This window comes from Acinetobacter sp. YH12129 (assembly GCF_013418685.1).
In the GTDB taxonomy this organism is placed as follows: domain Bacteria; phylum Pseudomonadota; class Gammaproteobacteria; order Pseudomonadales; family Moraxellaceae; genus Acinetobacter; species Acinetobacter amyesii.
The window spans coordinates 1-4,224 of record NZ_VPBP01000063.1 but is presented as its reverse complement, the minus strand read 5'-3'; the positions used below and the strand labels follow the sequence as shown (position 1 = coordinate 4,224).

4 protein-coding genes are annotated in these 4,224 nt (G+C 40.7%); 2 read left to right on the top strand and 2 right to left on the bottom strand.

The window, feature by feature from the left end:
• Nucleotides 1-1,072 (bottom strand): MobA/MobL family protein (locus FTU65_RS15940; protein ID WP_180067066.1); only part of this gene is annotated, 1,072 nt, incomplete at its 3' end.
• A 236-nt stretch (nt 1,073-1,308) separates the two neighbouring features.
• On the opposite strand from FTU65_RS15940, the gene FTU65_RS15935 reads away from it, so the two are divergent.
• Both FTU65_RS15935 and repM read left to right on the top strand, forming a co-directional pair.
• Nucleotides 1,309-1,959: a hypothetical protein gene (locus FTU65_RS15935; RefSeq protein ID WP_180067064.1), complete on the top strand. Its 651-nt coding sequence runs from the start codon at nt 1,309-1,311 to the stop codon at nt 1,957-1,959.
• Between the two features lie 705 nt (nt 1,960-2,664).
• Nucleotides 2,665-3,603, top strand: a complete 939-nt coding sequence (gene repM / locus FTU65_RS15930; RefSeq protein WP_180067062.1) for a replication initiation protein RepM — start codon at nt 2,665-2,667, stop codon at nt 3,601-3,603.
• A 21-nt stretch (nt 3,604-3,624) separates the two neighbouring features.
• Here the strand turns inward: repM and FTU65_RS15925 are convergent.
• Nucleotides 3,625-4,224: hypothetical protein (locus FTU65_RS15925; RefSeq protein ID WP_180067060.1), on the bottom strand; the 600-nt coding region annotated here is incomplete at its 5' end.

Here is a 4,224-nt window from a genome sequence, read left to right as displayed (position 1 = left end):
ATTTCAAATGCTGTGTCACGTCATAGCTCGCAAAATCGCTGATTGCCTGCAATGTCGGTAAAAGATCAGGATTAAAACGAGTAATTTCTTCAAGTCGATCAATGTCTGCAACAGCTCCCCAGGTGGTTTGTGGTTTCTGTTCTTGGGTAGTGGTTTGTGATTCTGCAGCTGGCTTAGGCACTGCATCAAGTGCTTGCCTTCGGGCAAGTTCGGCTTGGTAATACTGGCCGTATAACTGCATGTTGTTATGTTCCCGAACAGCCCTGATCGCCTCTAGCTGCTCGGCAATTTCTGCCTGATGTTTCGGGTCTTTACTCTGAACTTTCCATCGTGGCAACTGCGGCACGTCTTTCAAGTTAGTGCCAAATTTCTTGTTGTAGTCTCGGTTTGAAAGGCTGCTAACAAAACTCGGCACTTCAACCTCGATACCCTTGATTGTAATTTTCTTGGTTGGGGCACGTTCTGCAAGAAAATCATTCATCAAATTTTCAGTCGTTTGGCGGACATGATTAACATGATTTTTACCAAAGCCTAAGACATCCGCACTCAGTTTTCGGACTCCACCACGTTCAGGTTTTTTAGCATTGTAACGAGCAAAAAACTGCTTTGGGCTTAAGTGTTCATTTCCAATAACAGGTCTCTCTGAGTACATGAAGTGGAGGTGTGGCTGGTCTTTACCCTCGATAGAACCACGATGATTGTGGATAGCACACGTAAATGCGAAACCATGCTTATTTGCGAATTCATCAATGAATTTCTCCACTAATTCGATTCTTTCTTTTTTAGAAATGTTGTTCGGCAAGGCAATGGTCATCACTGAGCTAGTCCGGCCTTTTTCCTGTTCATATTTATCCGCATTTACCCAGAATTGCTTCGGGTCGGTTTTGGCGTAGTCAGGCATATTCCCAGACCTCACCCATTCGACTTCCTCGCCTTCCTTGCCGTTTCTAAAGTGGGCAGTTCGGGTAATGTAGAAAAAACCGTTCCTAGACGTTGGAGCCTTTTTTTCCTTGCCTGATCTGGTCGTAGTCGTCTTGCCTTTGACGTTGTGCTTCATGTCTAAATAGAACATTTACCTTCCCCCTGCCCCTAGCACTAACGCCCCCTGCAAGGGCTCGATGTAGTGTTTACAAATGACATTAGCCCACGTAGTGGGCGGTTGTCAATTTGTAAACACGGAGACGAGATAAACTAATTTTTTTGCATAAGCAAAGAAATTAGTTTAATAACCGGAATTTTGCGCCTACACTGTATCTAATTAGAAGATTACAAAGGAGTCATGACTTGGCTGGTCGTCCTCGTGAACAGTTGAATGAGCAAGATGCTATTCAAATTTATGAATATCTAAATGACCTCGAATTTTTGAGGGTCAAAGAAAAAAAATGTCTCGAAATGTTCTTACAAGTCGGGTTCAAAAATCTGAATCCTGAACAAGAAAAACTTGCTCGTGATACTCGATATTTGATGAATCGTGCGCTCAAAAATTTTGAGCTTTTGTCTGAGATCCAGTGTAAGCAGAAGCTCACTTCAATCGAAAAACAGATACTAGAACTGCATGAGAAAGATGATATTGATAGCTACTTTTCAATGCATGATTTGCTCGATAGCCAACGTAAAAAGATTGATGCTAAGTTTGCAGAGAACAAGATCCAGCAGAAACTAGCTGCAAAAAACAAAGAAAAGTCTCCAAAAAAGAGCCTGGACTCGAAAAAGTATTTTATCGGTGATTTATGCTTAAAGTGGATTGAATCAACTTTTCAGAACTTGTCCGATGATCAAGTGTTAGATGCATTAAATCGCATGATTGAGAATCAAAAAATCGGGCAAGAAGCTAGAAAATTCTGGGAACAAAACAATCAAAACAAGGATTATCTGAATACTCAAATTGCTGCAACTTCACAGCTAAAAGCACAAGTTAATGCAGCAAAGACAGATTCACGAAATCCATTTAAAAAATGATCTTTAACGACTTCTCAATGTAAAACATACGCTCAAATGCGCACAGAATTGCGTATTTGAGCGTTTTTAACTATCAGCCATGCGTATGTACGTCAAAATAATTAAAATTTAATATACGAGAAATCAGAGCGTTTTAACGCTCATCTTGTTTTTAAAAATAAAAATAATGCCGTTTTGCTTTTGCTTTTGATTTTAAGAATATCTAAACAATAACAGTATCTTACAGAGCGAGTGTCTACGAGCGAACTATGAAACGTGAATTCACAAAGTCGCTCTTTCCCTGATTACAATGCTCCCATTTGCCCTGCTTCGGTAAGTGCAGAGCGTCTCGTAGAGCGCGAACTGATTTTTTTAGTACAGACTCAATCAGCTAAAAATTGCCCCCATTGAGTCGGCTTGTCCGACTCAAAAGATTGTTTGAGCGTAGCGAAAACCAAGGGCAATTTTCGTGTGTTTTTGCTTTTGATTTGGCTTTTAATAATAAAAAAGCTTTTAAATGTTTTTAGACACCTTGAAAGCCTTGTATAGCAAGCATTTCAGAGCTTATATGTGGACATCTACCATGCTATATGTGGACATCTACCATGCGGATAAGTCACTTATATGTGGACATCTACCATGCACTTATTGACATAATTTAATTATGACCATATATTGACATCAAATATTTAGACAATATTAACCCACCCCCTAGATAAAAATGGAATGAAGAAAAATATAGTGGTGAAAGACAACGCATTAATTAACGCAAGTTACAATTTGAGCCTAGTAGCCCAGCGTCTAGTTCTTCTTGCAATCGTAAACGCAAGAGAAACAGGGAAAGGAGTAACCGCAAACGATCCTCTCCATATCCACGTTGAAAGCTACACGAATCAATTTGATGTTCGCCGAAACTCCGCCTATCAGGCTCTCAAGGATGCCTGTGACGACCTCTTTTCTCGTCAGTTTAGTTACCAGACTAAAACAAAAAAAGGGAACATCACACACCACCGGAGCCGATGGGTTAGCGAAATTGCTTACACAGAATCAGAAGCCACTGTTAGCTTGATTTTTGCTCCAGCAGTAGTTCCCCTGATTACGCGACTAGAGCAGCACTTTACTAGCTACGAATTGGATCAGGTTTCAAAGTTGAGTACGGCTTACGCGGTGAGACTTTATGAATTGCTGGCTTCTTGGAGAAGTGTTGGAAAAACTCCAATAATCTCGGTGTCTGATCTTCGCGAAAGGCTTGGAGTCTCAGCTACTGAGTACAAGCTGATGGCAGATTTTAAAAAACGTGTCTTAGATCCAGCTCTCAAGCAAGTAACAGAAAACTCAGACCTTACAGTGAAGTGTGAGCAGCACAAGAAAGGCCGTAGCATTGGAGGTTTTTCTTTCAATCTGGAACAGAAAAGAGTTAATAAGCCAGTTGCCCATAGAGATCCTGACACTGTGGATCTTTTCGTGAAAATGACGGATGCCCAGCGCAGCTTGTTTGCAAGTAAACTTGCCCAGCTTCCAGAAATGGGCGAATACGCACGTGTCGGTGAGGAAACACATGCTTTTTCGATGCGGATTGCTGACATGTTGTTAGTTGAGGAGAATTTTAAAAAATTCCACCCACTGCTGGAAAAAGTTGGCTTCAAGCTAAGAAAAACGCCCTAATTAGGGCGTTTTTTTATTGGGTTAGTAATCAAAGCGGTTCTGATTATCTCTGCTTGGCTGATTTCGCGGGGTCTGAGTGACTTCACTGGTCTTTATGACATGCGCCTGAGCTTGCTCAAATGCTTTCGCTATATGGCTTTGCTGTTTTTCTATTTGTTCAAGTTGAGCAGAAAAAACTTCGTTTTTCTGTCTCAACGAAAAAGCACTAATTGGCTCTAGAATTTCATTCATACGACTATCTGAAAGTGTATTTTGCTCAATGAGCCAAGGCAAAGCATGTTTTGGAGTGTTTAAGCTAAATGACTCATTAAAATCGGTCTCTTTTGCGCTGTAATGCGCTGTAACAGCATTTAAAACATTTTCGCAATATTTGGTATAGTTTTTCAAAAAGTCGTCTGTAATCGCAAATGAGGGCGCTCTAGCGACATCATAAACAGGAATATTAAACCTATTGTCTTGCGAACTAGTCGGAACTCCGTATTTCACAGTTTTTGATTTCAAATGCTGTGTCACGTCATAGCTCGCAAAATCGCTGATTGCCTGCAATGTCGGTAAAAGATCAGGATTAAAACGAGTAATTTCTTCAAGTCGATCAATGTCTGCAACAGCTCCCCAGGTGGT